Annotated in this window: 22 protein-coding genes; 12 read left to right on the plus strand and 10 right to left on the minus strand. The window is 62.2% G+C overall.

From position 1 onward, the window contains the following. The 4 genes from ACK1VC_RS18225 to ACK1VC_RS18240 form a co-directional block, all read left to right on the plus strand. Window positions 1–983, plus strand: a 983-nt coding sequence (locus tag ACK1VC_RS18225) for a type VI secretion system Vgr family protein (RefSeq protein ID WP_449118007.1), incomplete at its 5' end; no start/stop codon positions are given. Then, window positions 983–1,861, plus strand: a complete 879-nt coding sequence (locus ACK1VC_RS18230; RefSeq protein WP_191087696.1) for a DUF4123 domain-containing protein — start codon at window positions 983–985, stop codon at window positions 1,859–1,861. The genes ACK1VC_RS18225 and ACK1VC_RS18230, both read left to right, overlap by 1 nt. 11 nt (window positions 1,862–1,872) lie before the next feature. After that, window positions 1,873–4,551, plus strand: a complete 2,679-nt coding sequence (locus ACK1VC_RS18235; protein WP_191087695.1) for a T6SS effector BTH_I2691 family protein — start codon at window positions 1,873–1,875, stop codon at window positions 4,549–4,551. Further along, window positions 4,551–5,693, plus strand: coding sequence for a DUF6708 domain-containing protein (locus ACK1VC_RS18240; RefSeq protein WP_031311976.1), 1,143 nt, complete (start codon window positions 4,551–4,553; stop codon window positions 5,691–5,693). The genes ACK1VC_RS18235 and ACK1VC_RS18240 overlap by 1 nt, the downstream gene beginning before the upstream one ends. Before the next feature lie 5 nt (window positions 5,694–5,698). Here ACK1VC_RS18240 and ACK1VC_RS18245 read toward each other — a convergent pair whose 3' ends face one another. The 6 genes from ACK1VC_RS18245 to ACK1VC_RS18270 all read right to left on the minus strand — a co-directional run bounded on the left by ACK1VC_RS18245 (window position 5,699) and on the right by ACK1VC_RS18270 (window position 12,097). Then, entirely contained in the window at window positions 5,699–6,979 is a 1,281-nt protein-coding gene (locus ACK1VC_RS18245) for an OprD family porin (RefSeq protein ID WP_095117106.1), read from the minus strand. A gap of 43 nt (window positions 6,980–7,022) precedes the next feature. Then, entirely contained in the window at window positions 7,023–8,339 is a 1,317-nt protein-coding gene (locus tag ACK1VC_RS18250) for an MFS transporter (RefSeq protein ID WP_016486761.1), read from the minus strand. Window positions 8,340–8,405: 66 nt separating this feature from the next. Next, window positions 8,406–8,930, minus strand: a complete 525-nt coding sequence (locus tag ACK1VC_RS18255; RefSeq protein WP_191087694.1) for a gamma carbonic anhydrase family protein — start codon at window positions 8,928–8,930, stop codon at window positions 8,406–8,408. Between the two features lie 12 nt (window positions 8,931–8,942). Next, window positions 8,943–10,133, minus strand: coding sequence for a CaiB/BaiF CoA transferase family protein (locus ACK1VC_RS18260; protein WP_145914215.1), 1,191 nt, complete (start codon window positions 10,131–10,133; stop codon window positions 8,943–8,945). 24 nt (window positions 10,134–10,157) lie between these two features. Then, window positions 10,158–11,087, minus strand: coding sequence for a hydroxymethylglutaryl-CoA lyase (locus tag ACK1VC_RS18265; protein ID WP_016486758.1), 930 nt, complete (start codon window positions 11,085–11,087; stop codon window positions 10,158–10,160). A 98-nt stretch (window positions 11,088–11,185) separates the two neighbouring features. Then, window positions 11,186–12,097 carry a LysR family transcriptional regulator gene (locus tag ACK1VC_RS18270; RefSeq protein ID WP_060516387.1) on the minus strand — a complete coding sequence of 304 codons (912 nt, stop codon included), beginning with the start codon at window positions 12,095–12,097 and terminating at the stop codon, window positions 11,186–11,188. Between the two features lie 267 nt (window positions 12,098–12,364). On the opposite strand from ACK1VC_RS18270, the gene ACK1VC_RS18275 reads away from it, so the two are divergent. From ACK1VC_RS18275 to ACK1VC_RS18305, 7 genes are all read left to right on the plus strand, one after another. Then, window positions 12,365–13,693 (plus strand): hypothetical protein, encoded by a 1,329-nt coding sequence (locus ACK1VC_RS18275; protein WP_070086609.1) that lies wholly within the window; start codon window positions 12,365–12,367, stop codon window positions 13,691–13,693. Between the two features lie 32 nt (window positions 13,694–13,725). After that, the gene (locus ACK1VC_RS18280) at window positions 13,726–15,957 is read left to right on the plus strand and encodes an Ig-like domain-containing protein (protein ID WP_023047903.1); all 2,232 of its coding nucleotides are present in this window, start codon (window positions 13,726–13,728) and stop codon (window positions 15,955–15,957) included. A gap of 15 nt (window positions 15,958–15,972) precedes the next feature. Continuing rightward, window positions 15,973–16,446 carry a curlin gene (locus tag ACK1VC_RS18285; RefSeq protein ID WP_016486754.1) on the plus strand — a complete coding sequence of 158 codons (474 nt, stop codon included), beginning with the start codon at window positions 15,973–15,975 and terminating at the stop codon, window positions 16,444–16,446. 16 nt (window positions 16,447–16,462) lie between these two features. Next, the gene (locus ACK1VC_RS18290; RefSeq protein ID WP_191087692.1) at window positions 16,463–17,908 is read left to right on the plus strand and encodes a curlin; all 1,446 of its coding nucleotides are present in this window, start codon (window positions 16,463–16,465) and stop codon (window positions 17,906–17,908) included. Between the two features lie 234 nt (window positions 17,909–18,142). Then, entirely contained in the window at window positions 18,143–18,790 is a 648-nt protein-coding gene (gene alkB, locus ACK1VC_RS18295) for a DNA oxidative demethylase AlkB (protein WP_016486752.1), read from the plus strand. Between the two features lie 166 nt (window positions 18,791–18,956). Next, window positions 18,957–19,244, plus strand: a complete 288-nt coding sequence (locus ACK1VC_RS18300) for a hypothetical protein (RefSeq protein ID WP_016486751.1) — start codon at window positions 18,957–18,959, stop codon at window positions 19,242–19,244. Between the two features lie 86 nt (window positions 19,245–19,330). After that, window positions 19,331–19,945: a Yip1 family protein gene (locus tag ACK1VC_RS18305; RefSeq protein ID WP_016486750.1), complete on the plus strand. Its 615-nt coding sequence runs from the start codon at window positions 19,331–19,333 to the stop codon at window positions 19,943–19,945. A gap of 20 nt (window positions 19,946–19,965) precedes the next feature. Here the strand turns inward: ACK1VC_RS18305 and ACK1VC_RS18310 are convergent, their stop codons facing one another. The 4 genes from ACK1VC_RS18310 to ACK1VC_RS18325 form a co-directional block, all read right to left on the minus strand. Beyond that, complete coding sequence (locus ACK1VC_RS18310; protein ID WP_023047905.1) at window positions 19,966–20,226, minus strand: DUF1652 domain-containing protein; 261 nt, start codon at window positions 20,224–20,226, stop codon at window positions 19,966–19,968. A gap of 222 nt (window positions 20,227–20,448) precedes the next feature. Beyond that, window positions 20,449–21,336, minus strand: coding sequence for a pirin family protein (locus ACK1VC_RS18315; protein WP_060516393.1), 888 nt, complete (start codon window positions 21,334–21,336; stop codon window positions 20,449–20,451). 96 nt (window positions 21,337–21,432) lie between these two features. Continuing rightward, window positions 21,433–22,305: an alpha/beta fold hydrolase gene (locus tag ACK1VC_RS18320; RefSeq protein ID WP_060516395.1), complete on the minus strand. Its 873-nt coding sequence runs from the start codon at window positions 22,303–22,305 to the stop codon at window positions 21,433–21,435. 21 nt (window positions 22,306–22,326) lie between these two features. Next, a complete protein-coding gene (locus ACK1VC_RS18325) occupies window positions 22,327–22,956 on the minus strand; it encodes a LysE family translocator (RefSeq protein WP_191087691.1) in 630 nt (209 codons plus the stop codon). Between the two features lie 124 nt (window positions 22,957–23,080). On the opposite strand from ACK1VC_RS18325, the gene ACK1VC_RS18330 reads away from it, so the two are divergent. Next, window positions 23,081–23,560, plus strand: coding sequence for a GNAT family N-acetyltransferase (locus ACK1VC_RS18330; RefSeq protein ID WP_016486745.1), 480 nt, complete (start codon window positions 23,081–23,083; stop codon window positions 23,558–23,560). Window positions 23,561–23,606 lie beyond the last annotated feature (46 nt).

Genomic DNA, 23,606 nt, shown 5'->3' on the forward strand with positions numbered 1-23,606 from the left:
AGGGCGAGGAGATCTACTGCGACCCATGGGGCCGGGTGAAAGTCAGCTTCCCCTGGGACCGGGAAAGCCAGGACAACGAGTTCAGTTCCTGCTGGGTACGCGTGTCGCAAGGCTGGGCCGGCGGCAGCTGGGGTTCGATGGCCATTCCGCGCATTGGCCAGGACGTGATCATCCAGTACGTCGACGCCGACCCGGACCAGCCGATGATCACCGGGCGCACCTACTGTGGCAATCAGCTGCCGCCGTATGACCTGCCCAAGCACAAGACGCGGATGACCATCAAGAGCCAGACCCATAAGGGCGATGGTTTTAACGAACTGCGTTTCGAGGATGAACTGGGCAAGGAGGAAGTGTTAATCCATGCCCAGCGAGACCAGAACAACATCGTCAAGCACGACGAAACCACGCGGGTGGGCAACGACCGCACGGAACGCGTGGAACGGGACGAGACAATCTCTATTGGGCAGGACCGTCGCGAAGAAGTAGCCCGTGACGAGTCCGTCGGCATTGGCCAGAACCGGGTACATGAAATCGCCAACGACGACAGCCTGAGAATTGGCCGCACCCACACGATCACCACAGGCAAGGATCGAATCGAACAGGTAGGCAACCACCGCCAGGACATCACCAAGGCCAACCACACGGTAGAAATCGGCGGCCATCTGGAACAGGTCGTGGCCGGTCACCACAACCTGAAAACGGGTGAAGCTATCCGGCACACCACCAAGGTCTATGACATTCAGGTCAGCGAAAACCTGACGATCAGGAGCCCGGCGGGCCTGCTTCGAATCGATGGCGCCGGTATCACGCTGGACGGCCTTGCGCTGTCCTTCAAAGGGCCGGTCAACCAGCAAGCTACGGGTAGCAATCGCATCACTTCAACTTCTGGTGTACCTGAGCCCGGCGAACCTATTTGCCTCAGCTGCCTGCTGAAAGCGATCGCCGACGGCCACAACATGATTCGCATGGAAGGAGCAAGCTGATGCCCAGCCCATTTGTCAGAGCGATGGTCGAGGTGCTGCGAGTATCCGACCGTTACCGCCTGAGCGCCATCGTGGAAATGGCCAATCTGGCTCCCGAGGTGCAGGAAAGACTGACCGGGTACTACGCCGACCGCTGCTGGCCACTGCTGCAGCAAGCCCAGTTCACCAACCTGCGCACAGCAGGCCCCTGGTTGTTTGGTTCGCGCCCGGGCTCGGATGTCTCGGCCCAGTATGATTTTCAATGGCAACTCGAGCAGGGTGCAGCGGGCGCAGTATGCGGCTGGATAGTCAGCGCCCTACCCCCCGACCGGCTTGCGCGGCATTTAAGCCGCGCCAACATCGTCACGGGTGCTGACGGCCATTCGTACCTCCTGCGCTTTCACACCGCTGCAGCCTTGCAAGTGCTGGATACGCACCGTGAACTGCCCGGTGTAAGCGAATGGCTGGCGCCCATCCACCACTGGTGGTCGCCCGTCGCGCACCCGAACAAGCGGGTGTGGCTGCAGATATCCGGTGGTGATCAGCCCCAATCCACGCACTTCCCGCCCATCACGCTGAACGAAGCGTGTTGGGCCGAATTGGCAGGTGACCCACTGAGCTATCAGCTTGCCGAGTTGCTCAAAGGCGAGCCGTCCTGCACTGCCCTGGCTGCCACTTGCCACGGCACGCGGGTTGGCTTGATCCAGCACTACCTGGATCAGGCACGCGAGCAAGGCCTGGACCGTGAGGACGATCTGATCAGCTATGTGCTCATGTTGGCTCGCGGTGGGGAACAACTCAGTAACTCACCGGCCTGGCAGGAGGCGATTGCCGCCACCCGCGAGCAACAGACATCCCTGATGGACAATGTGCAGCGATGCCTGCGCACCAAGGACTGAGGCAAATAACCATGGACTCTCTGAGCGAAACCCTCGAGCTGTGCAGGCGTATCACCACCGGCTACCGCCCCGCCCTGCGCAACAGCCCGGTCGCCAACTGCACCCGCCGCTTCGAACTGTTACCCCTGCGCTACGCCGCCATCGGCGGCAACCCGGCACAACGTGCCCGCCTGCCGAAACTACCGGGCTATCTCAGCCCCTTTCAGGACGTCGGCGAGTTGACCCACTCCAGCTACGCCATCCGCCCCCTGCGCGAGGGCTTTCTCTACCTGCTGATCAAACGCCACAGCGCCCCTGCCTACGAGTGGCACAGCCAGTACCGCGTCGCGCCCAATGGCTCACTGCTGTACATCAGCGCCGACTCACCGTGGGAGCCCGCCCCCCTCACTGGCAATCTGGATGACATCATCCGCAGCTTCGGCTGGACCATCACCCTGTACGACCTCGACGACATCCAGGAGCTGCGCCCATTGTTCAGCCCCTCCCCGCTGACCCCGCGCATGCTCGACAATTACCGCCTGCTTGACGACGAATACCGCAGCAGCCTGCCTGCGATCGATATCGCCCGTTTCATCCAGCCCTCCGACGCCCCACCCCAGCCCCACGTGCTCAAGCATGACCAGCTGAATTGGGTGGCTGACTTCAAGGCACAGCACGATACAGACCTGCAGGCGCTGCTGGACCTGCAGCCGTTCAACAATGACCAGATCGTCTCGCCGCACGCCTCACGGCAAGCGCTGGCGCCGCTAATGAACCAGAGCAAACCCCGGGGCGCCGCCATCGTCATCGAAGACGCCCTCGGCATTAGCCAGGAGCTCAACGCCTGGCGCAACGCCGCTGTCGAGGATGTGAAGACCAAGTGGCTGGAACGCACCGTGGAACCCGGCGTGGACAACGAGCGCAAGCTGCTGGTCGCGCAGTCGTTCCTGGAGATCGAAAAGCTCTACCCGCAGATGATGGCCGAGCAGATCGTCAAGCGCGAAGTCATGGCTGAAAACATACGCAACCAACCCTACGTGCACGCGGAGATCTACGCGTTTTCCGAACGGGCCAGGCAGCAGGCCGATGCCCATGATGAACGCATGAAGCCTCACCTGGCGCAGTTCGAGCGCGACGTCCGTGCCAAGGTCCAGGCCCGTCAGGAGGCTGGCGAGTTCAGCAAGAAGTTCGACCAGAAATACGGCCACCTGGTCGACCGTCAGGCCATGCACGATCAGCTCGAAGCCTTTGAGCAGGCCATGCAACAAGCCCAGCAAGCGGCAGAAGACCGCGCCAAGGACCATGCCCGCTGGGTAGTCAGCGAACGTTTGCTGCAAGCGCTGGACCGTTACGATAACGCCGACCTGATCAACGGCCTGGCCTTTGCCGAGCAGACCGGCCAGTGCGTGATCGGCATGGAGTTGAGTGAATGGGGCACCAAGGTGCTGGACCACTGGTGGCGCAGCGACGTGGCCGACCGGGGCAACCTGGCGATACGCGGCATCAGCTATAACCAGGACGACCTCCGAGAGGTGCTTGCGGCGCTGCTGGAAACAGCCAAGGCCGAACCACCCGCAGAATCCAACTTCACGCTGGCCGAAGGCCTTGCCAAACGCGCCCATGCCGCAGCGAATGCCTTTGCACGCATCAACACGCTGTATGAAGAACTGCAGAAGCGGAACAGCAGCGTCAGCATCGGCCTGTATGGATGGTACGTCGCGCTGGGGCGACAGGTACTGAGAACCGGGGCACCGAGCAGCCCAGACCGAGCGATGCACCATGGCCTGCGCCTGGCGTTGTTTGCTTCGGTACATGAAACGGCTGTCGAAATACGCGTGAGTGAAGCTGCACGAAGTGGGCAGCCAATCAATCCGCAACGCACCGGTGGCCAGATTGCACGGTACTTGGATCAAGCCTGGGCCGAAGGGCTAATGCAGGCTGATAACAAGCAAAGTGATTTCTATAAAGTTCGTGCTGCGGGCCTGATATGCCTCATCGAAGGCATGCTGATGGCCTTCAAAGCCCGCGAGCTGCCTGACAGTGATGCGCGGGTGAAGACCGAACTCTTGGCGGCCGCGATGACCACGGCTGCTGCGGGTTTTGAAATTGGGGCCAGCTATGTAGACCAAGTGGTCACCCGATACGGCGCTAACAGTGTGACTGGGAAAGGGGCGGCCGCAACATTGGGAAGGTTGAAGCTATGGGGGGCGGGATTGGCTGGTATCGGAGGTTCACTACTGGCGTGGTGGGATTTCACAGATTCGGTTGAGCACTTCAAAAGCAGCCAGAGTGGCGCTACCAAGCAGGCTCAAAAAAACTCTAGACTCTTGGCTGCTACGTATTTTGTAAGAGGAATGGCGACAATAACCCTTTCGCTAGCAGAGTTAGGAACAGCAGTCGCGATTGCAAAGCCTCTCTTCGAATACCTTTCTCATAATGCCAAAACCAAGCTGGCTAGGATGGTATCCACGTCCTTGAGAGAGCTTGCAAAAAAGCTCGGAACGCAAGCCGCTCGGCTATTACTTGCCCGCCTCATTCTTGGCGCTTTCTGGATCGGCCTGGTCCTGACAGTGATAATTTACATATTTGAAGACGACGCTTTGGAAAAGTGGTGCAAACGCAGCAGTTTCCGCCTTGCAAAGAACTCAAAACCGTTTGAAGAACAGGAAGAACTAAAGACCCTGCACACCGCATTCAGCGAGGTATTGTGATGTATCTGATCGAATGGGGTTTTTGGCAAATGGCTACTGAATCCGAAGCTGCGCGAAAAGCATATGAAGCAGAACTGACACCGAATGAGAAGCGTCAAGATTTGTATGAGGGCGAGCTGGATGAAGAAATGCACTTTCAGCCCGTTAGTGAAAACCCACGCGCAAGAGGCCCTGTATTCGCTTTTAACGACATCTTCTTAGACATTCGCTGTGGTGGCTCAGAAGAAAAGCGCGGCCTTATTACGCTCGCAACGCTCGGAGCCATCGCCCCGGCCGTTGCTGTGGGACTTTACATCACCACCGGGTTTATTTGGATGGACATCACAGACCCTGAGGGTCGCTCCGTAATCACTATTCTTACAACACTTATAATGCTCTCAGTCACCTCGACCTTAGTGTATCTTTATTCAAAGTATGGAATTCACTTAACCCGACTAGAAATGCTGACTAGCCGTCACCTACTCATTCGCTTCAATCGAGCAACCCAACAAGTTCACCTACATCGACCGAAATACTGCGGCGGCATCGTCACTTTCCCCTGGAAAACAACCGGAAGCACAGCCATCGACCCAGAAGATGACTCACTCAGCTTGGGCATGCGACTAGGGCTAGTCTGGCACCCCAGCCGCACCGGCCTTCCCCACATGGAAATGGCCCTACTCGGCAAGCAAGGCCAAGGCGGCAGCGAACTGCGTGACGAGTGGGAATTCATCCGCCGCTACATGGAAGAAGGCCCCCACGCCGTCCCCCGCCCCCGCCTGAGCACACAACTACCATCACCCATCCAGGCATTCAGCGCCCAGTTCGAGGGGCTCGGGCGTTTCTTCCGCAAAAGCAGCTGGTTGTTCAAAGTTATCCTGCTGTTCGTGTGGCCCGCTTTCGTCATCGTTGGCACCGGCCACTGGCTCAGCCTGCTGCTGTGCTGGCGACCGCGCTGGCCGAAAGTAATCCGCGAGGCCGGCTTGCCCGGCAAGCCCGTACCACCCGTGACCACCCTGAGCGACTACCCACCCGCAATCCAGGAGCGCCTGCTCGCCAATGCCTACCGCTGGCAGCTCAAACCCGGCAAACGGCCTGAGAAAAAGCCACGTAAACCACGCAAGTCCAAAGCGGGAGAGAAACCGGCCAACCCCACAGAGTGATTGCGTCAGAACTCGAACGTGTACCCCACAATCACCCGGTTCTCATCCGCTGCATCGGCAAAATTCGAGCGCATGCTCGCATTGCGCCAACGCAGCGACACATTCCGGAGCGCCCCCGATTGCACCACGTAGGTGACGTCCGTGGTCCGCTCCCACTCCCGCCCTTCTCCGTCGCCAGCCGCCAGCGCCCTGCCCTTGACGCTGGCAATGCGCTGCGGGTCGACCTGGTCGCCCTTCACATAACGCACGTTGAACGTGAGCCCAGGGATGCCCACTGCAGCAAAGTTGTAGTCATAGCGCAGCATCCACGCCCGTTCGTTGGCCAGGGCAAAGGTGCTGACCTGCTGTTCGCTGAACAGGTAAGTATCGGTGCCACCCACGTAGGCGTATGCCGTATCGCCACGCACTTTCTGATACCCCCCGCTGAATGTATGGCCCTGCACGCTGTACCCGAAGTTGGTACTGAGGGTCTGGTTGTCGACTTCGCCCAGCAACGCCCGGCCCTGCTCCTGTGCATTGAACCAGCGCCACTCGGTGAACACATCCCCCGACCCGAGACGGGTCTTGAACTTGAACCCGGCAAAATCCCGCCGGAACAGGTCTTCGAGCGCGCTGGTGTGAACGCTCAGGGTCAGGTTGTCCAGCGGCTGGTAATCGACACCGGCGTAGCGCAGACGATCACTGGTGACCGTCGACGAATAGGCCCCTTGCTGCGCCATGGCGGTCAGGTCCTCGTAGTCGGTGGAGTCACGCAGTTTGGTGGCATCCACCTGCAGCAAGGTGAGCGTAAACCGGTTCAAGTCCTTGCTCACCAGTTGCGCACCGTTGAACCACTGGGGGAACAAGCGGCTGTTGTTGGACGCCAGCAACGGCAGTTGTGGGCTCAGGCCACCCACTTTCAACTCACTCTGCGCCAGCCTGGCCTTGAAGGTAGCCACGGCCTTTGTGTAGTCGTCCGCGGCGCGTTTGTCGCTACCCCGCGGCAACAGGCCGGAACCACTACGGTCGGGGGTAGAGTCCAGCTTGAGGCCCAGCATGCCGGCTGCGTCCAGGCCAAAGCCGACCTGGCCGTCGGTGTAGCCAGACTGCAAGCGCAGCATGAACCCCTGGGCCCATTCACCGCGTCGCGATTGCGCGGCGCTGTCACCGTGAAAGTCGCGGTCGAAATAAAAATTACGCAGTTCCAGGCTACCGCTGGCGCCATCGATGAAGCCGGCCTGCGCGTTTTGACAGGCGCAGCAAAGCGCCCCGAGCATCAGCGATACTCGCCGGGAAGTAATGATCATGGGTGTGCCTTGTTCTTGTTGTTGTTGGAAGACTCAGCGCCAATCAGGTTCGGGGGTTGCGCACGTAGCGCATCACCACCAGGCAGGCGATCAGGATCAGCGGGGCGATGGACAACATGCCCATGGAGTTGCTACCAGTGAGATCATTGATCTTGCCCACCATCACCGGTGCGACGATGCCACTTAGCTGCCCGACCGAGTTGATTGCAGCAGTGCCGGTGGCAATTGCCAAGCCCGAGAAGGTCGATTGGGGGATGGTCCAGAAGATCGGGATGGCAATGAAGGTACCCGCGGTGGCCAGCACCAGCGCGGCCATCATCGCCAGCGACGAGTCGGCGTACAGGCACGCCAGCAAGTAGCCGATAGCTGCCGCCAGCAGGCAGTACACCAGGTAGCGCTTGCGCTCACCGGTACGGTCAGAGCGACGGGTCAGCAACACCATGCCCATGCAGGCCACCGCGTAAGGCAATGCCGACAGCACACCGACCCACAGCATGTCCTGCACACCTGACGACTTGATCAGGTGCGGCATCCAGAAGTTAAGGCCATAGGACGCAGTTTTGATCACGTAATAGATGAACGCCATGATCGCCACTTCGCGGGTCAGCAATACTCGCCAGATCGAGCCGAGGATGGGTTTTGCGGCACGTTTGTCCTGGGCCAGGTTCTCCGCCAGCAGGTCCTTCTCCTCGCGGCTCAGCCATTTCGCTGCCTCGATGTCACGGTCCAGCTTCCACAGCACCAGCAGGCCCAGCAGCACACACGGCAGCCCGGACATCAGGAACAACCAGTGCCATCCCGCGAGCCCCAGCACGCCGTCCATGGTCCCCAGCAAAAAGCCCGCCGCCGGGCCGCCCACCGCACCGGCCAGCGGCACCGCCAAAAACCACAGGCCATTCATCTTCGCCAGGTGCTTGCGGGGGAACCAGCATGCCAGGTAGAACAGGATCGCCGGGCCGAAACCGGCCTCCATCACGCCGATCAGAAAGCGCAGGAAATACAAAGTGTACTGGGTATAGGCAAACACCAGCGCCGCCGTTGCCAGGCCCCACGACACCATGATCCGGCAGATCCACGCCGGTGCCCCGTAGCGCTTAAGGCCAAGACTGCTGGGCACTTCGAACAGCACATAGCCGACGAAGAACATGCTAGCGGCCAGGCCATAGGCGGCATCGCTGAGGCCCAGCTCTTGCTGCATCTGGGCCTTGGCGAAACTGATGTTGATGCGGTCGAAGTACGAGAACAGGAAGCAGATGATGGCCAGCGGCATGATGCGCCAGGCCACACGGCGGTACAGCAGCAGTTCATTGATGTGACTGTCGTTGCGCTCGCGCGCCAGTTCGCCGGTCATGGCAACCATGGTGGATCTCCATTCTTGTAATTATTGGAGAGCAGCGACGCATCGAGGGGCGCCGCCAGCAGGTTTTCAGCGGATGCGGATCAGTTTCTCCTTGAAGCTCTGGCCTTTTTCGACGTACTCGGCGGCGTTGCGCTGCATGCTGGCGATGGCCTCGGCCGACAGCTCGCGCACCACCTTGGCAGGTGCACCCAGGATCAGCGAGTTATCGGGGAATACCTTGCCCTCGGTGACAATGGCACCGGCACCGACCAGGCAGTTGTTGCCGATGACCGCGCCATTGAGCACCACCGCCTGGATGCCGATCAGGGCACCATCGCCAATGGTGCAGCCATGCAACATCGCCTGATGGCCGATGGTCACGCCCTGCCCCACCGTCAACGCAAAGCCGGGGTCGGCATGCAGCACCGCACCTTCCTGCACGTTGCTGCGCTGGCCGATACGGATCGGTTCGTTGTCGCCCCGCAGTACGGCCTGCGGCCATACGCTGACCCCTTGCTCGAGGGTTACGTCGCCGATCACGGTGGCATCCTCGGCAATGAAAGTTTCCGGGTGCAGGTTGGGCGCCAGGGTGTCGTATTGGTAAATCGCCATCTCAAACCCTCCTCAAGCTGCATCGTCGGTTTTTAGCACGCCGGCCGCGCACAGCTCGGCAATGTGCTCATCGCTGTAACCCAGTTCGCGCATCACCTGGCGGGTGTGCTCGCCAATCCGCGCTATCGCCCGGCGTGGCTGCAGGCGCTGGCCGTCCAGCGACAGCGGTAGCAACGGCATCGGTGTGTGGCTGCCGTCTTCAAGTTGCAGGTCTGCCATACCGCCGCTCTGTTGCAGGTGCGGGTCGTCGAATAATTCTTCCGGGCGGCGGATGGGCGCAAAGGGTATGCCGTTGGCCTCCAGTTGCAGGGCCAATTGCCCGGCGTCGAGTGACGCGAACACCTCGGCCAGGTGCGCCAGCAGCCGTGGCCGTTGCAACACACGGTCGTTGTTGCTGGCCAGTGTCGGGTCATCAAGCAAGGTGGTCTGCCCCAGCACCTGGCACAGCGCGTGCCATTGCCCTTCACCGGTGGCGGCAACGAACATCTGCTCGCCACCGGCGAAGGTGAACACGTCATAGATGGCCCAGGCACTGATGCGATTGGGCATCGGCGCTGCTGCCTCGCCGGTGACCACGTACTGCTGCATGTGCTGGGCTGCCAGCAGCACGCAGTTCTCGTAGAGGGCACTTTGCACCTCTCGGCCGCTGCCGGTGGTGTGGCGCTCGTTGAGGGCCGCCAGCACGCCAATGGCGCCGAACATGCCGCCCATGATGTCGTTCACCGAGCTGCCCGCGCGCAATGGGCGGCCCACTGGCCCTGTCATGTAGGCCAGGCCGGCCATCATCTGCACCACCTCGTCCAGCGCCAGGCGGTTGTCATAGGGCCCGCTGAGAAAGCCTTTGTGCGAGGCGTAGATCAGCCGTGGGTTGCGCTGGCGCAGCGCGGGGTAGTCCAGGCCCAGCGTGTGCATGCGCCCGGGTTTGAAGTTTTCGATGAACACGTCGGCCGTATCGATCAGTTGCAGGACGGCCTCGCGGCCCTCGGGGGTTTCGACATTCACGGCGATGCATTGCTTGTTGCGGTTGAAGGTGCGAAAGAAACCCGCCCCCGCGCCCAGCAGACGGCGCGTGCCGTCGCCGCGCACGGGTTCGATCTTGATCACTTCGGCGCCAAGGTCACCGAGGATCATGCCGCAGGTCGGGCCCATGACCATATGCGAAATTTCGACGACGCGGATGCCGTCCAAGGGAAGTCTGGACATCGTGGTATTCCTCGTTCAGGCGGGTCAGGCGGGGTCGGTGGCGTCAGCGAAGTTCAGCGGTAGCCCGGCGCGGGCGATGCAGCCGTAAAGGGGCTCGCCCGGCAGCGCCTCGCTCAGCACATGGCGCGACTCGATCAGTGCAGGCAAATTGATCCCGGTGTCGTAGCCCATGCTCTGCAGCATGAACACCAGGTCTTCGGTGACGGTATTGCCGGAAGCACCAGGGGCGAACGGGCAGCCCCCCAAACCTGCCAGGGAGGCGTCAAGCTCGCGGATGCCCTGCTGCACCGCGACGAGGCTGTTGGCCAGGGCCAGGCCACGGGTGTCATGAAAATGCGCGGCCTTGAGGCGCTCACCGGCAATCGCCCGCACGGCCTGAAGCACCACCGCCACCTGGCCCGGGTTGGCGTAGCCAGTGGTGTCACCCAGCGAGACAAGGTCGCAACCGGCTTCGATCACATGGTGAGTCAGTGCACACAGGTCGGCCAGCGGGACATCGCCCTGACGCGTGCAGCCAAAGGCAACCGACATGCCGGCAATGATCTGCACATCATGCAGGGCCATTTCAGTACGCAGCTGGCACATGCGCCCCAGTTCTTCGACCATTTGCATGGGCGTGCGGCGCACGTTGGCCAGGCTGTGCGCCATGCTGACCGATACCGGCGCGACGATGCGATGGGCGCCAGACTCAAGTGCGTCCCTGGCGCCGCGCAGGTTCGGGGCCAACACCGTCACCTGCAGGTCGGGGTATGTGAGGGCGTGGGCCACCACTTCGCGGGCATCGGCCATTTGCGGCAGCAAGCGTGCCGGTACGAAGGAAGCGACCTCCATGTGGCGCACGCCGGCGGCGTACGCGGCGTCGACCCAGCGGCGTTTGGCGGCCGTTGGCATGGTCGTCTGCAGGCTCTGCAGGCCATCGCGCAGGCCGACTTCGTTGATTGTTATTGTTGTCATCTCGGTCTCTCTGGCTGAAGCGTTGCGCCAGACTAAGAGCTGGATGACGAGCAGAAAAGACGTGTTTCACGGGCTGATCCATCGTCAGCCACGATGGATCAGCCCGCCACCTGCCAGGGCGGTGCCCGCAGCAGCAGGTGGTCAAGCAGGCGCCGTGCCGACAGCGAGAGCGTGTGACGGGCGCGCATGCAAATGACGAATTCGCCAAGCGCCCAGTCGTCAGTCAGCGGAATGACCCGCAGGTCGAACAACGCAGCATAGCGGGCCACGGCTTCTTGCGGGAACACCGCCAGGCCAAGGCCGAACTGCACCAGCCGGTAGGCCGCGTCGAACGACGATACATACGAACGAAAGCACAACTCTTTGCCCGCCTGTGCGGCGCTTTTACGCATGAAGGCGTTCAAGGTAGCGAAGGCCGAAAGACCCAGGTGGTCGTAACTCAGGGTTTCCTCGAAGGCAATCTGGCTGCGGCCGGCCAACGGGTGATCAGCAGCAACGATCACGGCCAGGTGATCCTGCCGGTACGGTACGAACTCCAGGTCACCCGCCGCCATGGATTTGCGGCAGATGCCGAGGTCTGCATTGCCCTCGGCCACGCCACGAACGACATCGGGGCTGAAGCGCTCTTCGATATCGGCCTGGATCAGTGGGTTTTGCAGCATGAACGCCGACAGTTCCTCGGGCAGAAACTCCATGATCGACGATACATTGGCCAGCACCCGCACATGGCCGCGCGCGCCTTCGGCGTACTCGCTCAGCTCGCTGTCCAGGCGCTCCATGGCGCGGGTCATTTCCCGCGCATGGCGCAGCAGCGCCAGCCCCGCCGGGGTAGGCTCAACGCCGCGCTTGCTGCGTTTGAGCAAGATAGTGCCAAAGCGTACCTCGATGTCAGAAATACGTTTGCTGACGGCGGAGGGCGCCATGAATGCACGCTCGCCAGCGCGGGCGATGGTGCCTTCTTCGCAGACGACGATGAACAGGCTCAGGGAAAGGTGGTCGAGGGGTTGCATCGCTTGACTCGGCAGGGGAAAGGGACCGCCGGTGCAATGTAGCAAAAACCACATTTGCTGCGAAAACTGGGTTTGAATCACTTGCCCCAATCCCCAACCTTGGGGCAACGCAGCCCATTACCAGCCGCCTCCAGAATACGTCACGAAAAGGCTCGCCCCCTTGCTCCACAAGGCCCGCACCGCAAAATTCAAGTATTGGCACAGCTCTTGCCGATCTCCTCCCAGACGCCCCAAGTCCATGGGCCCGTTTGCAGGAGGAATTGACTCATGCACCGACCGATACCCCACCCGCTGGCAGTGGCGATTTTCGCCGGCATGCTCCAGCTCCCGGCGCAGGCTGCCTTGAATGCTGTCGATCCAGGCGCATACGTTCCCGCCAACGGCGGCTTCCCCGCCTGGTACCAGGACAGCCACGGTCGTACCCTCGACCTGTGCCTGACCAAGGCGGTCAGCTCCAGGGTTGCCGGCGCGCCCGGCGCACCGTCGTACATGTGCACGCTGCTGCCCACACCCGGCGTGTTCGACGATACCCAACCCATCGCCTTTCCCACCAACTTCCCTGACGAAGCATTCTGGTTCACCGCCGACGCTGCCATCGTCGACGCCGCCCGTGGCATCGACCTCAGCTACGGCACGGCGATCGAAGCGGCATTTGCCGCCGAAGAACCGGTTGAGGGTGACCAGGTCAGCTTCGCCCGGGTGCGCATCCGGGTCGATGTACCCACCGCCGGCACCTACGTGGTCACCCACCCCTACGGCGTGGAAGTGTTCGATGTGCCTGCCGCCGGCCGCCGGGCGATCAACATGACCCGCGACATCGGCATCGCCGGCGCAGGCGACTTCACCGGCGCGCTGAAGGGCGACGTCGGGCCTTTCCTGCGCAGTGTCAACGGCCCCTACACCGAAGGCAATGAACGCTTCATCGGTGACCCGAACCTTGAGGAACGGGTAACCGGCAGCCCGTTCAACACCAACTTCGTGCGCATCGAAGGCCCTGGCGGCATCGACCTGCGCACTGAACTGTTCGCCATTTCGGGCAAGCTTTCAGAAGTGGCCCTGCCAACCCCACTGATGCCACAGCGCAGCACCTACTCCCGGCACACCGAAAACGGCGACTTGCGCGCCCAGCAAGACATCTTCGTGATGGCCCCGCCGCCGCCAGCCAGCGTCACCCTGACCAGCCAAACGCCCAACCTGAACCTCACCGAGGCCAACGGCACTGGCGCCTGGTACGCCCAGTCGGCCCTGAACCCGGCGGCCGGCACCCTCGTGACACTGACCGCCGACAACAGCGTGTCGATCCCCACCAGCAGCCTGACCACCACCAACATGCCGCTGACCGACCTGGTCACCATCACTCAGGCCCAGTACCGCCTGTCCACCGGCGAGCTGACCCTGGTGGCCAGCACCAGCGACGAAACCACCCCGCCCGTGCTCACCGCACAAACCGGCAACGGCACGTTGATCGGCAACCTGGGCGGCACCGGCGCCGTGAAGACGTTGAGCATGACCCTGTCGCCCATCCCACCGGCCAAGGTGCAAGTCACCAGTGCCAATGGGGGTAGCGACACCGAAGACGTGGTGCTGGTGCCATGAACAGACAAAGGCTCAGCCTTCAAGGAGGCCGCATGAACACTTGGTCGCGCCGTGCGCTGTTCGCCGCCGGTTTTTCCCTCACCGTTACCAGCGCCGCCTTTGCCGCGTTGTCTGATGTAGACCCGGGGCCCTACACCTTCGCCACTGGCGGCTACCCGATGTGGTACAAGGACAGCCTCAACCAGTCCCTGGAACTGTGCCAGTCACGCGCGACCAGTACCCGGGTGCCCGGCACACCGGCCGCACCGTCCTACATGTGCACCCTGCTACCAGAGCCCGGCATCTACGACGATGCATTGCCGCTGGTGTTCCCCGACAACTGGCCGCCAGAAATGTTCTGGTTCCTGGCCGAAGCCACCATCCCTGCCGTTGGTAACAGCGGCTACGAACTGGATGCCTACGTTGCCGGCCTGGAAGCAGCCTTTGCTGCCGAGAACCCGGTAGACGGCGACCAGCAGAGCTTCGCCCGTATCCGTATCCGTGTCTCGGTACCCCGTGCCGGTGTATACACCATCACACACCCCTACGGTGTCGAGACCGTGAACGTCACCACGCCCGGTCGTCGAGCGATCAACATCACCCGCGACATCGGCATTGGGGCACCGGGCAACTTCACAGGGGCGCTCAATGGCGCTCTCGGGCCATGGCTGCGCGGGGTGGGCGGGCCTTACACCGAAGTCAATCCGGACACTGGCGCCACCGAAACCTTCATCGGCGACCCTAACCGGCCGGAAGCCGTGGCCGGCAGCCCGTTCAACACCAACTTCATCCGCATCGACGGCCCCCCCGGTCGCATCGAGACCGCGCTGTTCACGGTCTCGGGCAAGGTGCTGGACCCACGCGCGCAAACCCCGGTCACCCTGGAGCGCGCCACCTACTCACGCAATGGCAGCGGTACCCGTGTGGAAGTGTTCGCCAAAGCGCCGAAAGAGGCCAGCCTGTGCATGCGCAATGGCCTGGCACTGGTCGGCACGCCGCCATCGCCCTGCCAGTTCACCCTGACGGCAGACAACAACGGCCTGTTCTTCCACCAACAGCTTGGCCAGACTGCACCGCCTGCGGTGGTAGTGGTCACGGCCAGCAACAGTGCCGGCGGCACCCAGCCGACCGCGTTGTCGAGCAAGCTGACCGACGTGGTCAAGGTCAGTACCGCGCGATATGACTGGGCCAACAAGCGCCTGCTGATCGAGGCCAGGTCCAGTGATGAGGTAGCGATCCCCGACATGCTCGCCCAGGGTTACGGCCGCCTGTCGAAATCGGGCACGCTGCAAAGCATCACGATCAACGACGTGGCGCAACCGCCAGCCACCGTGACAGTCAAATCTGCCCATGGTGGTGCTGACGTAGAACCGGTGCTCGTGGTCGGCAACGCCCCCGTGGAGGCGGCCAACCAGCCACCGCTGGCCCAGGCTGACATCGGAAGCACCAGTGTCGGTATCCCGCTTACCCTCAACCTGCTGCTGAACGACAGCGATCCGGACGGCAACGTGCCACTGACCATCAGTGACCTCACCCAACCCGGTACCGGCCTTGGCGGCGTCGTGCTCAACGGTACCACCTCGGTTACCTACACCCCGCCAGCCGGGGCTACGCAACCGCTGGTGGCCACCTTCAGCTACCGGGCGGTGGATTCCAAAGGCCTGAAGTCGGAACCGGCCACGGTCACGATCAACGTTGCGCCTAACCGGGCACCGACCGCCAACCCGGAAACCGTCGCCACCCTGGGCGTGCCATTGACCATCAACGTGCTGGCCAACGACACCGATCCAGAGGGCAACGTGCCGCTGGCCGTTGCTGCCGTCACCCAACCGGCTGCCGGCCGGGGCACGGTCAGCACCGACGGCACCACCGTGACCTACACCCCACCGGCCACGGTCACTGCAGCCTTCACCGCCACCTTCACCTACCAGGCACGTGACTCGCTGGGGGCGCTATCCACCCCGGGTACGGTCACCGTCAACGTGTCGCCACGGCCTGCCGCCGAAACCTTCGCAGTCACGGCAGCCACCGTCACGGCGCGCTCCAACAACCGGTACAACTGGGACATCAGCGGTACCTCATCGGTAACCACGGGCAACGTTGTCACCGTCCGGGTCACCACTACCACCGGCGTGCAAACGCTGGGTACCACCACGGTACCCGTGACCGGCCGCTGGCGACTGGCAGTGAGCAACAGCACCACGATCATCCCGACCGCCGCGCCGACGGCAACCATCACCACCAGCCCGGGTACCACCCGCACCGTCAACGTGGTTGTGCAGTAAAGGCGGGGAAACGCCATGAAGCGCCTGTATCCACTGCTGTTCAGCCTGGCCCTGGCGGGCCAGGCCAGCTGGGCCGATGACCTGATGGACAACGCCGACCTTGCACCCGGCAATGACCTCGGTGAACCGGTGATCATCCGCCTGCTACCGGTCGGCGCCGGTCAGGCTGCAGTGATCGAGCAGCAAGGGTCAGGCAACCGCGCCGCCCTCGACCAGAACGGTCAGGCCCTGCTGGGCCGCATCGTCCAGGCCGGCGGTGCGCAGGAAGCGTACATCTTGCAGGAAGGCAGTGACCTGATGGCAACCATCAGCCAACAGGGAAAGGGCAACAGTGCGTCGATCCGACAGAGCGGCAGCAGCAACAGCGCAGCCATCGAGCAGATCGGCAACGACAACAGCGCCAGCATCGTGCAGTCCGGTTCGGGCCTCAGCAGCTCCGTGAGCCAGACCGGCAATGGCCAACATGTGCAGATCACACAATACCGATAGACCTGGAGGCACCACCATGTACAAGCTCGCCCCTTTAAGTGCCGCTATCGTCCTGGCCCTCGCAGGTCAGGCCATGGCTGCTGACAGCACCTCATCGCAGACTCAGGACGGCAAGGACAACATCGCCGAGGTCAGCCAGACCCAGGCATCCTTCGCTTCGGCCACGCAGAACCAGACCGGTAAAGGTCACAACCACCTGGCGGTGCAAACCGAGAGCACCAGCGATATCCAGCAGAGCGCCACCGGCCAGTACAACGCCGGCTACGCCGAGCAACTGTTCGAGAACGGCAGCCAGATTACCCAAACTGCCGGGGGCAGCTACAACGATGCCTTCGCTAGCCAGTCGGTAGGGATGAACAACGAATCGCTGCAAACCCAGCAAGGCGTCGGTAACAAATCCACCGTGTGGCAGGACACCCAGGAAGGCAGCAAAGCCACCAGCTGGCAATCCGGCCAGCGCAACGAGGCCTTCCTTGAGCAGACCTTCGGTGGCAGCAACAACCGCAGTACCGTCAACCAGACCGGCCAGGACAACTATGCAGCCGCCGAGCACCTGAACCATGTCGATGGCGACATCCAGGTCTACCAGGATGGCCACGACAACTGGGCCTACGGCGACCAGCGTGAGGGCACCGGTGGCACCATTGGCATTGGCCAGTACGGTGGCGGCAACTCGGTGGAAGTGTGGCAGGACACCCAGGTCGGTAGCCAGGCTTCCGTGGTCCAGACCGGGCAGACGAACGAGGGCTATATCGACCAGAGCTTCGGCACCGGCAACAAGGTCAGCCTGACGCAGCAAGGCAATGCCAACGCCAGTTGGTCGGACCAGTTCGAAACCAATAACGCGACCGCCACCATCACCCAGACCGGCAACAACAACCTGCATTTCACCTACCAGAATGGTGAAAACCTCAACCTGACCATCAACACCAAAGGCAATGGCAACAGCATCACCGCCAGCAACTGGAAAGGCGCCAAGATGGGTGGCCAGTTCGGCACCAACCAAAGTGCCACCATCAACCAGACCGGCAACGGCAACGGCGTCAACCTGACCCAAAAAGGCGCTGACCAGGTGGCCAGGCTGACCCAGACGGGCAAAGGCAACCAGATGCAGACCAAGCAGGACGACGTCAACAATGAGCTGTATTTCGAGCAGAACGGCACCGACAACATCCTGATCGCCGACCAGCGCGGTACCGACAACTATGCCTACGGCAATAGCCAGGGCACCGGCAACACCATTACCCTGGACCAATCCGGCTACAGCAACCAGAGCTACACCAACCAGCTGTACGGCAGCGGCAACGAAGCCACCATCAAACAGACTGACAGCATCAACGTCGCCTACGTGACCCAGGGAGGCCAGGGCAACAAGGCGTTCGTCGACCAGAGTGGTATCGCCCAAACCGCCACCATCACTCAGCTGGGCAGTGCAAACCTGGCCACCGTGACCCAAAAGTAACCCGCTCCCCCTTGAACCGCGGTGCTCCTCTCCCTGGTGCCGCGGTTCCTTTTTCGCTCACACCCTCTGCCCGGTATATGCATTCCCTGCAGGATCAGCCTTGTGCTGCGAAAGGGCCTGCAGGACTGGCACATCGTTGGGAGGCATACCGGCCTCTTCGCCGCACAAGGATGCTCCTGCGGGGATTGCAATTGCAGGGATACAATATCCACTCCCTCGAACCTGTGCGGTGCCATGATCCAGTCCGACCTAGACCTGTTCGGCCCCCAGCCACAACGCCTGGCCAGCCATACCGTGCTTTTGCCCGGCTTCGCCCTGGCCGAAACCGAGCCGCTGCTCGATGCGCTGCGCCCGGTGCTGCGTGCAGCGCCCTTCCGGCACATGCACACGCCCGGTGGCCTACGCATGGCTGTAGGCCTGACCAACTGCGGCACCTTGGGTTGGGTGAGTGACGAACAGGGTTACCGCTATAGCCCCAACGATCCGCTCAGTGGCAAGCCGTGGCCTGCACTGCCCCCGGTTCTGCTCGCGCTCGCCGCCCGCGCTGCGGCGCTGGCCGGCTTCGAGGGCTTCGTGCCGGATGCCTGCCTGGTCAACCATTACCTGCCAGGCACACGCTTGAGCCTGCACCAGGACCGCGACGAACGGGACTTCGGGCAGCCGATCGTGTCTGTGTCGCTGGGCCTGCCGGCAGTGTTCCTGTTCGGCGGCCTGCAGCGCGCCGACAAGCCCCGTCGCATCCCCCTGAGCCACGGCGATGTGTTGGTCTGGGGCGGCGAGGACCGCTTGCGCTTTCACGGCGTGCTGCCCATCAAACCCGGCGTGCATCCGCGCATGGGCGAGCGGCGGATCAACCTGACATTGCGCAAGGCGGGGCCCTGAACAGGCCCCGCTTCTACCACCCGGCGCAAAACAAGATGAATTCACATGAAACATGTTGAACATCCAGGCCAGGCAAGCTTCAAATATCAAGCCGCCTTCCTTGCCTGGAGCCTGCCATGTCGAACCCACTTAGCCCCTCAAACCGTTGCCACGGAGCCACTTACCGATGAAGATGCCTGGCCGTGCCCCCAACGCCTCGCTGCAGCTCGATTACGTACGCGACACCCTTTTCGGCCCAGTGGCGCAGAGCGTGGAATGCCAGTGCCAGCTGGCCGATCTCAACCTTCAAGGTCGAGCGGGGCTGCGTCTGCATATCTGCCCGCCGCTGCCTGACAAGGTCGACCGTGCCCACAGTGTGGCCTTCGTCTGGGATGGGCGCAGTTATCATGGGGTGGTTCGCGACAAAGGCAAGTGCGGCGATGGCGGCCTCAACCTGCTGCTCGAGCTACAGTAAGCCGATCAACGGCAGCTAAACCAGCTGAACCGGCCGACCGCGGCGTCTCTCCATAGCAAAAGGGCCTCTGCCCGCCGGAGAATGCCATGAACAGTCCATTGCTCAAGCTCTTCACCCACCCCGCCGACGCCTGGCTGGATATTCGTCGGGCCGAAGAAGACCACCCACAGCAATACCTGCCGCGGCTGCTGGCCTTGGCACTGATACCCGCCGTGTGCCTGTTCATTGGCACGACCACCTTCGGCTGGAGCCTGGCGGCCGAGGAGCGGGTACGCCTTGGCATGGGTAGCGCCGCGCAACTGGCGGGGCTGCTGTATGCCACCACCGTAGTGGGCGTGATGCTGATGGGGGTGATGATCCGCTGGATGTCACGAGGGTTCGACGCACATCCAAGCCTGAGCCAGTGCATCGGTTTTGCCGCCTACTGCGCCACGCCGTGGTTCTTCGCCGGGGTAGTCGGGCTGCTGCCGATTCGCTGGTTGGCCTTCGTCGCGCTAATGGCCGCTTCGGCCTATGCAAGCGTCTTGCTGTATGGCGGTTTGCAGACATTCCTGCGGCTTAAAAAGGAACAGGCAATGCTGTTCGCGACATGCGTGTGGGGCGTGGGGCTTCTGGTTTTGGTAACCCTGCTCGTGGCGATGGTTCTGTTCTGGTTCAACGGCCTGATGCCAGAATACGTGCGCCCGGCCAACCTGGGCTGACCGGGGCAAACCAGGTGCACTCAAGCATGCGACCTGAGTGGCGCCGGGTGGCTGTTGCGCAGCGCATGCAACTGCCCCACGAGGTGGACCAGGTCACGGCAACTGTTAAGGTTGTGCAACGGAACCCCACTGAGGGTCACGCTCTTTTCGAGACTCTGGCCCTGACCCAGGCGGATGGTCAGGTTGGCGCCGTCCGGGCAGCTGACTTCACAGCGGTCGGGCAGGCATGCCTGCTCGATCATCTGCCGCATCTCCAGCATCGAAACTCCAATCAACGACATGGTACGACCCTCTCTGTGCGATGGCCTGTTGTGAGTGAGTACGCCTTTATCGGGCGGGGCGCCAATTGATATTGCCCATGCCCTGGCAGGCGTCCATGCGCCGGGGCAATGATGATGCGGGGAATCCCTTAGCACCTTAGTGGAAGATTGCGCTCGCGGGCCGAGGGTTCGAATGCAAAGCCTGACTTAACGACGAGCGGTGCCGGTATCACCAGCCACGGTTCAATGGCCGGCCCCTTCCCGTTCATCCTGCATCTGCCCAAACCGCCCGGCATGGAAATCGTCGAACGACTCGGCAATCTCCGCCTGGCTGTTCATCACGAATGGACCGTAACCGACGATCGGCTCGTCAATCGGCTCGCCGCTGAGCACCAGCACACTGGTGCCCTCCAGAGCCTGCACGGTGACATCCTCCCCGTCCCGGTCCAGCAGTACCAGGCTGGACGGGCCAGCGTCGCGCTCGCCATTGATGCGCACGTTACCGCGTAACACCACCAGCGCCGCGTTGCGACCGACAGCAACCGGCAGCTGCAAGGCCGTGCCGGCATTGAGCCGCAGGTCCCACACATCCATCGCGGTAAAGGTCCGCGCCGGCCCTGGGTGCCCCTTGTAGTCGCCGGCAATCACCCGCAAGCTACCGGCGTCGCCCTCCAGCGCTACCACCGGGATGTCGCTGGCCAACAGCGTCTGGTAGCCGGCCGCTGCACGTTTGTCACGCGCGGGCAGGTTGACCCACAACTGGACCATTTCCAGGGTACCGCCACTGCGGGCAAAGCCCGGGGAATGGAACTCCTCATGGATGATGCCATTGGCGGCGGTCATCCACTGCACATCACCTGGCCCGATCAGGCCGCCAGCACCCGTGGAGTCACGGTGTTCCAGCTCGCCCTGATAGACGATGGTCACGGTCTCGAAGCCGCGGTGCGGGTGCTGGCCAACGCCGCGCCGCGCCGTGGTCGGGGTGAAGTCATGGGGGCCAGCGTAGTCCAGCAGCAGGAACGGGCTGATCCGGCTGGCCAGGTTGTCGTAAGTGAACAGGCTGCGCACGGGAAAACCATCACCTACCCAATGGGCGTGTGGGCTGCGGTGGATACCCAGAATGTTTTTCATGAGAAGGCTCCTCTCTTGGCTGGGATAACCTTATCAATGATACGAATCAGGCGGTAGACGGGTTATTCGGCATACATCGTTCTACCTATGGAACAGTCAGCCCGGCAAGAAAGCGAGTACCTGCTCGGCCGCCATGGCCGGGTCTTCCTGCATGAAACAGTGCCCACCGGCAACTTGCCGGGCGGTTACATGCCGGTTGAGCGTGGCCAGGCGGTTCACCGAATGTGGCACGAAGGGATACGTCTGTTCGCCATACAGAATCCGTGTCGGCGTGCTGATCGCTGCAAGGCGCGCCCACATGCGTTTGGGGAATGAACTGAAGATTTCCACTTCCCGGCTGGGCCGGCACTTGAGCACCACTGCATCGCCACAATCGCCGATGGCGTGTTCGACATAAGCCTGCAGCGCTGCATCGGTCCAGCCCTTGAAGATGCCCCGCCCTTGCAGCAAGGCTAGCGCTGCCTCGCGATCAGGCCAGTGGCTGCGGCGGCTGGCGGCCTTGCGTGCCAATGCATGACGCTGGTGCAGGCCAACCAGTGCTGCCGCGCCCATCACACCCAGCATGCGACGACTGAACAACACGGGGTCTAGCAACACCGCACGCTCGAACAGCTCAGGTTCAGCGGCCAGGATCAGGCCCGTAAGCACGCCGCCAAAGCTGTGCCCCACGGCAAACCGCGGCACATCGCCGTACTCGCCACGCCCGGCCTGAAAGGCTTCCACTGCCAGCTCGGCAGTACGGTTCCACCCCCGAAACACCCCACCATGGTCACTGTCGCCATGCCCCTGAACGTCGCAAAGCCACAGGTCGAAATGTTCGCCCAGACGCATCAGCAACGGTTGGTAGGCCAGGCAACAGAAGCCATTGCCGTGCAAAAAATGCAGCAACGGCTTGCCACTGACAGGTGTTCGCCAGCCACGCAGGGTGAAACCTTCGGCGCATTCGTGGGACCAGGGTATCAACTGCATCGGCTTGCTTCACTCGCGGGGCTAAGAAAACGCCGATTCTACAAACAGCAGCGGGTAGAGTGAAATCACCAGCAACAAGGCCATCAGGACATTGAACAGCATCAGCCAGCGCGGGTTCTGCAATACGTTGCGCAGGGCGCTGCCGAACATTACCCACACACCGACGCTAGGCAGGTTGACCAAGGCAAACAAGGCGGCGATGACAATCACGTTGGTCACATAGCCTTGCGCCGGTGTGTAGGTGGTAATCGCACCCACCGCCATGACCCAGGCCTTGGGGTTGACCCACTGGAACGCCGCTGCGCCCCAGAACCCCAGCGGCTTGCGGGCGCTCGAGGAGGCCGTGCCGACTGGCCCGGAAGTGGCTATTTTCCAGGCCAGATACAGCAGGTAGGCGGCGCCGGTATAGCGCAGCGCCGTGTACAGCGGCGGCCAGGCCTTGAACACTTCACCCAGGCCCAAGCCCAAGGCCAGCACCATGACCATGAAACCGATGCTGATACCCAGGGCATGAGGGACCGAACGACGCACGCCGAAGTTCACCCCCGAGGCCAGTAACATGGTGTTGTTGGGGCCGGGAGTGATGGACGATACAAAGGCAAACAGCACGAAAGCGATCAACAGGTCGACAGAGGCAAGCATGGCGGGCATTCCACTTTCGTTATAGGTGCTGTCACACTAACGGAGTCGCCCTCTCTAGCGACCGATACAGTTATATTAAATTATTCAGATACACATCACTGTACCGCTAACCCGGATCAAGGAAGCCGTCACCATGAGCCTCACCATTCGCCCAGCCGTTCGCACCGATGCCGAGCAGATCCTGGCCTTCATTACCGAGCTGGCCGAGTATGAACGTGCCCGCCACGAGGTGGTCGCCACCCTGGCCGACATCGAGCACAGCCTGTTCGACGAGGGCAGCACAGTGCGTAGTCTGATGTGCGAACGCGATGGCCGGGCAGTCGGTTTTGCGGTGTACTTCTACAGCTACTCGACCTGGCTCGGGCGCAACGGTATTTATCTGGAAGACCTGTATGTCACGCCTGAACAGCGTGGCGACGGTGCTGGCCGGCAACTGCTGCGACATATTGCCCGCGAGGCGGTGGCGAACAATTGCGGGCGCCTGGAATGGAGCGTGCTGGACTGGAACGAGCCGGCGATCGGCTTCTATCAGAAGCTGGGGGCCGAGGCGCAGGATGAGTGGGTCCGCTACCGGCTGGATGGCGAGAAGCTGGCGGCATTCGCCCGCGGGTGACACGCTTGCTGATGCGGCCCTATCGCCGGGGAGCCCCCCCCCCCCC

The sequence above is a fragment of the Pseudomonas sp. XP2 genome, assembly GCF_053557975.1.

Excerpts from the sequence above, each read along its gene's own strand:
- ACK1VC_RS18230 (WP_191087696.1), top strand. The coding sequence starts at position 983 with ATGCCCAGCCCATTTGTCAGAGCGATGGTCGAGGTGCTGCGAGTATCC.
- ACK1VC_RS18235 (WP_191087695.1), top strand. The coding sequence starts at position 1,873 with ATGGACTCTCTGAGCGAAACCCTCGAGCTGTGCAGGCGTATCACCACC.
- ACK1VC_RS18240 (WP_031311976.1), top strand. The coding sequence starts at position 4,551 with ATGTATCTGATCGAATGGGGTTTTTGGCAAATGGCTACTGAATCCGAA.
- ACK1VC_RS18245 (WP_095117106.1), bottom strand. The coding sequence starts at position 6,979 with ATGATCATTACTTCCCGGCGAGTATCGCTGATGCTCGGGGCGCTTTGC.
- ACK1VC_RS18250 (WP_016486761.1), bottom strand. The coding sequence starts at position 8,339 with ATGGTTGCCATGACCGGCGAACTGGCGCGCGAGCGCAACGACAGTCAC.
- ACK1VC_RS18255 (WP_191087694.1), bottom strand. The coding sequence starts at position 8,930 with ATGGCGATTTACCAATACGACACCCTGGCGCCCAACCTGCACCCGGAA.
- ACK1VC_RS18260 (WP_145914215.1), bottom strand. The coding sequence starts at position 10,133 with ATGTCCAGACTTCCCTTGGACGGCATCCGCGTCGTCGAAATTTCGCAT.
- ACK1VC_RS18265 (WP_016486758.1), bottom strand. The coding sequence starts at position 11,087 with ATGACAACAATAACAATCAACGAAGTCGGCCTGCGCGATGGCCTGCAG.
- ACK1VC_RS18270 (WP_060516387.1), bottom strand. The coding sequence starts at position 12,097 with ATGCAACCCCTCGACCACCTTTCCCTGAGCCTGTTCATCGTCGTCTGC.
- ACK1VC_RS18275 (WP_070086609.1), top strand. The coding sequence starts at position 12,365 with ATGCACCGACCGATACCCCACCCGCTGGCAGTGGCGATTTTCGCCGGC.
- ACK1VC_RS18280 (WP_023047903.1), top strand. The coding sequence starts at position 13,726 with ATGAACACTTGGTCGCGCCGTGCGCTGTTCGCCGCCGGTTTTTCCCTC.
- ACK1VC_RS18285 (WP_016486754.1), top strand. The coding sequence starts at position 15,973 with ATGAAGCGCCTGTATCCACTGCTGTTCAGCCTGGCCCTGGCGGGCCAG.
- ACK1VC_RS18290 (WP_191087692.1), top strand. The coding sequence starts at position 16,463 with ATGTACAAGCTCGCCCCTTTAAGTGCCGCTATCGTCCTGGCCCTCGCA.
- alkB (WP_016486752.1), top strand. The coding sequence starts at position 18,143 with ATGATCCAGTCCGACCTAGACCTGTTCGGCCCCCAGCCACAACGCCTG.
- ACK1VC_RS18300 (WP_016486751.1), top strand. The coding sequence starts at position 18,957 with ATGAAGATGCCTGGCCGTGCCCCCAACGCCTCGCTGCAGCTCGATTAC.
- ACK1VC_RS18305 (WP_016486750.1), top strand. The coding sequence starts at position 19,331 with ATGAACAGTCCATTGCTCAAGCTCTTCACCCACCCCGCCGACGCCTGG.
- ACK1VC_RS18310 (WP_023047905.1), bottom strand. The coding sequence starts at position 20,226 with ATGTCGTTGATTGGAGTTTCGATGCTGGAGATGCGGCAGATGATCGAG.
- ACK1VC_RS18315 (WP_060516393.1), bottom strand. The coding sequence starts at position 21,336 with ATGAAAAACATTCTGGGTATCCACCGCAGCCCACACGCCCATTGGGTA.
- ACK1VC_RS18320 (WP_060516395.1), bottom strand. The coding sequence starts at position 22,305 with ATGCAGTTGATACCCTGGTCCCACGAATGCGCCGAAGGTTTCACCCTG.
- ACK1VC_RS18325 (WP_191087691.1), bottom strand. The coding sequence starts at position 22,956 with ATGCCCGCCATGCTTGCCTCTGTCGACCTGTTGATCGCTTTCGTGCTG.
- ACK1VC_RS18330 (WP_016486745.1), top strand. The coding sequence starts at position 23,081 with ATGAGCCTCACCATTCGCCCAGCCGTTCGCACCGATGCCGAGCAGATC.